This window comes from Oerskovia enterophila (genome assembly GCF_001692445.1).
Classification (GTDB): domain Bacteria; phylum Actinomycetota; class Actinomycetes; order Actinomycetales; family Cellulomonadaceae; genus Oerskovia; species Oerskovia enterophila.
The window spans coordinates 1-2,794 of sequence record NZ_MAQA01000106.1; the positions used below are offsets into that span (position 1 = coordinate 1).

At 67.3% G+C, this 2,794-nt stretch carries 2 protein-coding genes and 1 rRNA gene; 2 read left to right on the top strand and 1 reads right to left on the bottom strand.

The window, feature by feature from the left end:
• Positions 1-83, top strand: a 5S ribosomal RNA gene (gene rrf / locus OERS_RS20345); the annotation flags it as partial.
• Between the two features lie 614 nt (positions 84-697).
• Complete coding sequence (locus OERS_RS20350) at positions 698-1,663, top strand: hypothetical protein (RefSeq protein ID WP_139107969.1); 966 nt, start codon at positions 698-700, stop codon at positions 1,661-1,663.
• 35 nt (positions 1,664-1,698) lie between these two features.
• Here OERS_RS20350 and OERS_RS20355 read toward each other — a convergent pair whose 3' ends face one another.
• Positions 1,699-1,983 (bottom strand): putative quinol monooxygenase, encoded by a 285-nt coding sequence (locus tag OERS_RS20355; RefSeq protein ID WP_068627789.1) that lies wholly within the window; start codon positions 1,981-1,983, stop codon positions 1,699-1,701.
• Positions 1,984-2,794 lie beyond the last annotated feature (811 nt).

Sequence of the window (2,794 nt, forward strand, 5' to 3'; positions counted from 1 at the left end):
CCATTCCGAACCCGGAAGCTAAGCCTCTCTGCGCCGATGGTACTGCCCTGGAGACGGGGTGGGAGAGTAGGTCGCCGCCGGACAACCATTCACCAAAGGCCCACCCCACACGGGGTGGGCCTTTGGCATACCCCCCAAACACTCGGCCACGCCGGCACCACAAGGCCCACTGCACCGCCGGCCCGCCAACGCAGTCGGCCATGAACACCCAGCCCCGAGCACCCCGTGCCCGGGGCACTTCTGTACCCAGAGCTCGGTCGTCAGAACTGCGCCGGCCCATACCCCGCTCACCTTCTGACAACACCACCGCCATGACCGCGTGTCAGAACCTCACCGGGCTATACCTCAGCCGCCTTCTGACAACTCTCCCGGGAGGGCGGCAGCACGCGGCGGGTGTGGGTCCACCCCGAGGCGGCTCGCTGACATCGATGTCTGGAGCGCTTCGACAGCTGATCGACAGCCCGCACGCAGCAGTGGCGACGTCTCCACCAGCCGTGCGTCGGGCTGGTCGACGGACAGACGGTCGTGTCGACCAGCTCAGGTCGGCCCTCCGACGGAGGAGCGTCCGTGACCGCGCTACGGCCAGCCGCTGGTGACACAGGCACCCCGATGCCGGACCGTCGCGGTACCACTGGGCGGTGGGGTCCTCGCCGCTTGGCCATCGGATCCGCACGCAGCCGGGCGCTAGCATCGGCGGATGACCGCGCTACGGCCCGCCGCCGAGGACACCGGCACCCCGCCGGACCGCCTCGCTGCCGTCGCTGTGCCACTGGGTTGCGGCGCCCTCGCCGCCTTTGGCGCCGCAGTGGGCCCGGCCTTGGTCGTCGGTGTCTTGTTCGCCCCGGCCGTCATGCTTCCTCTCGGCCTTCTGCTGCTCGTCGGGATCGCGTTCGCCAACGCCGCGATCCTGCGGGCAGCCACAGGACGGCGCCGGATCGGGCTGGCATTCGTGCTCACTCTGCTCGTCCCAGCGGCGATCGGAGCGGAGCTCGTGGCGCAGGGCGAGATCCCCCTCGACCCGCGCTACGGCGTCCCGGTGCCGGTGGTGATCGGCGCCCTCGTGGCGGGGATCTCGACGTTTGCACTCCCGAGGTGGGCGAAGCTGTTCGGCGGACTCACGATCGTCCTCGTCGCCGTGCTGTACGGCTGGCAGGCCGCGTCGGATGCCGCCCAGGAGGCCGCTGCAGCCAGAGCGAGCAACGTCGCGGCACGTGAAGCGATGTACGACAACTTGCTCCCTGGCGCGACGACGACCTTGACCGGCGCCCGGACCGACCTCCGCACGCTCACTGGAGAAGGCGCCGAAGTCGGGGTCGACCGGGACGGACGGGAACTCACGATCACGATGTCGGTGTGGGGCGACCCTGGTGAGGAAGACCCCGACGGCTTCGCGTGCTGGCTGCTGTCCTCCGGCGAGGCGAGCTGGATCGTAGGACAGACCTACGCGGACTTCGCCGACCGCTGCCGCATCGTCGACGGAGGCTGGGCCCGCCCCGATGGGCTCACGTTCGGAACGTACCGCGACGGGTACTGGGTCACCGTCGACGCAGGTCCCGCCGCAACGGTCGAGGATGTCGCGGCGGTCGCCAGCACGCTCACGGACGTACCCGAGATCGAGCGCCGCGCCCACTGGGAGGCCATGTCAGACCTCCCCGCTGGATGAGAGTGGTCCCCAGACCGTGCGACAGCGTCCTCGAGCTACAGGATGCGTCGGAAGAACACAGCAGGTTCGGCTACCTCGAGTGACTCCAGCTCTGCCACGAGACGGATGAAGTGCTCGGTCTGCGTATGAGCCATCAGATGGTCGTGGGACTCCCACTCCTCGGTGAGGAGCAGCGAGGTCGGCTCGTCCTCGCGCTGCAGGAGCTCGTACGACAGGCAGCCGAGCTCGCGCCTGGTGGCGGCGACGAGCTCCTCGTAGACAGCGAGGGCCCGAGGGAGGTCGGCTTCCTGCACCCTGCAGGGAACGTGGACGCGGATCAAGGAGTCTCCTCGGGGAGTGAAGGGTCAAGGCCAGGACGGAGCCCATCGTGCAGGTCGACGACGGTCCGCCGCGCACGGATCCACGTCCGCGGGGCCGGGCCGGCCGCCCTCGCCGACCGTAGTCCCATCCGGCGTGAGCCGGGGGCAGCCACCAGGGATCTGGGCGCCAAGAGCCGGCGGGGAAGGACTCCACGTCGTGCGCACCGGACGATCGCGCGCGACGCGGTCCTGCTGCGCACTCGCCGGGCCCGACGTCGGCGCGTATCGGCGCCTGAGACGCTCCGATCGGGGCACGCCGACGCGGTGACCGGGGTCACCCTGAGCGGGTTTGACCAGAGGGGCCTCCCCCAGTAATGTTCTCTGAGTCAGCCCGGCAGGGAGGAACAGACACCACTGCGAAGCTCCTCGGAGCCGCCGCGAAGTGGCTGGATCCCCCGGGTGAGCCAAACCTCCTTGAGACTTCTGAGGACATTCGTGTCCTCGAGGAGTAGGGAATGTGGCCGACTTGGAAGGCTCGCTTCACGAGAAATCATGAAGTTGGAAGGCCCCGGAGAGTCTGATAAGATTAAGAAGTTGCCCCGAGTGAAGGCCTGGAAACGGGTTGGAGTCGGTGCGTGTCGGTTGCTTGAGAACTCAACAGTGTGCTTGATAGTTAATGCCAATTGTCCTGCATGGGCGCATGGCGTGCACCTTCGGTGTGTGTTGTGTGTTCGTGTTGAGACTTCTTATTTGGTATGAATTGAAAACGTCATGTTTTCGGTTTGTAGCCATGATTATGGACCTTCGGGTCCGCTTCGTATGGTTGTTAGCC

What these genes read in the sequence shown, in the direction of transcription:
- OERS_RS20350 (WP_139107969.1), top strand. Translation starts at nt 698, where the DNA reads ATGACCGCGCTACGGCCCGCCGCCGAGGACACCGGCACCCCGCCGGAC.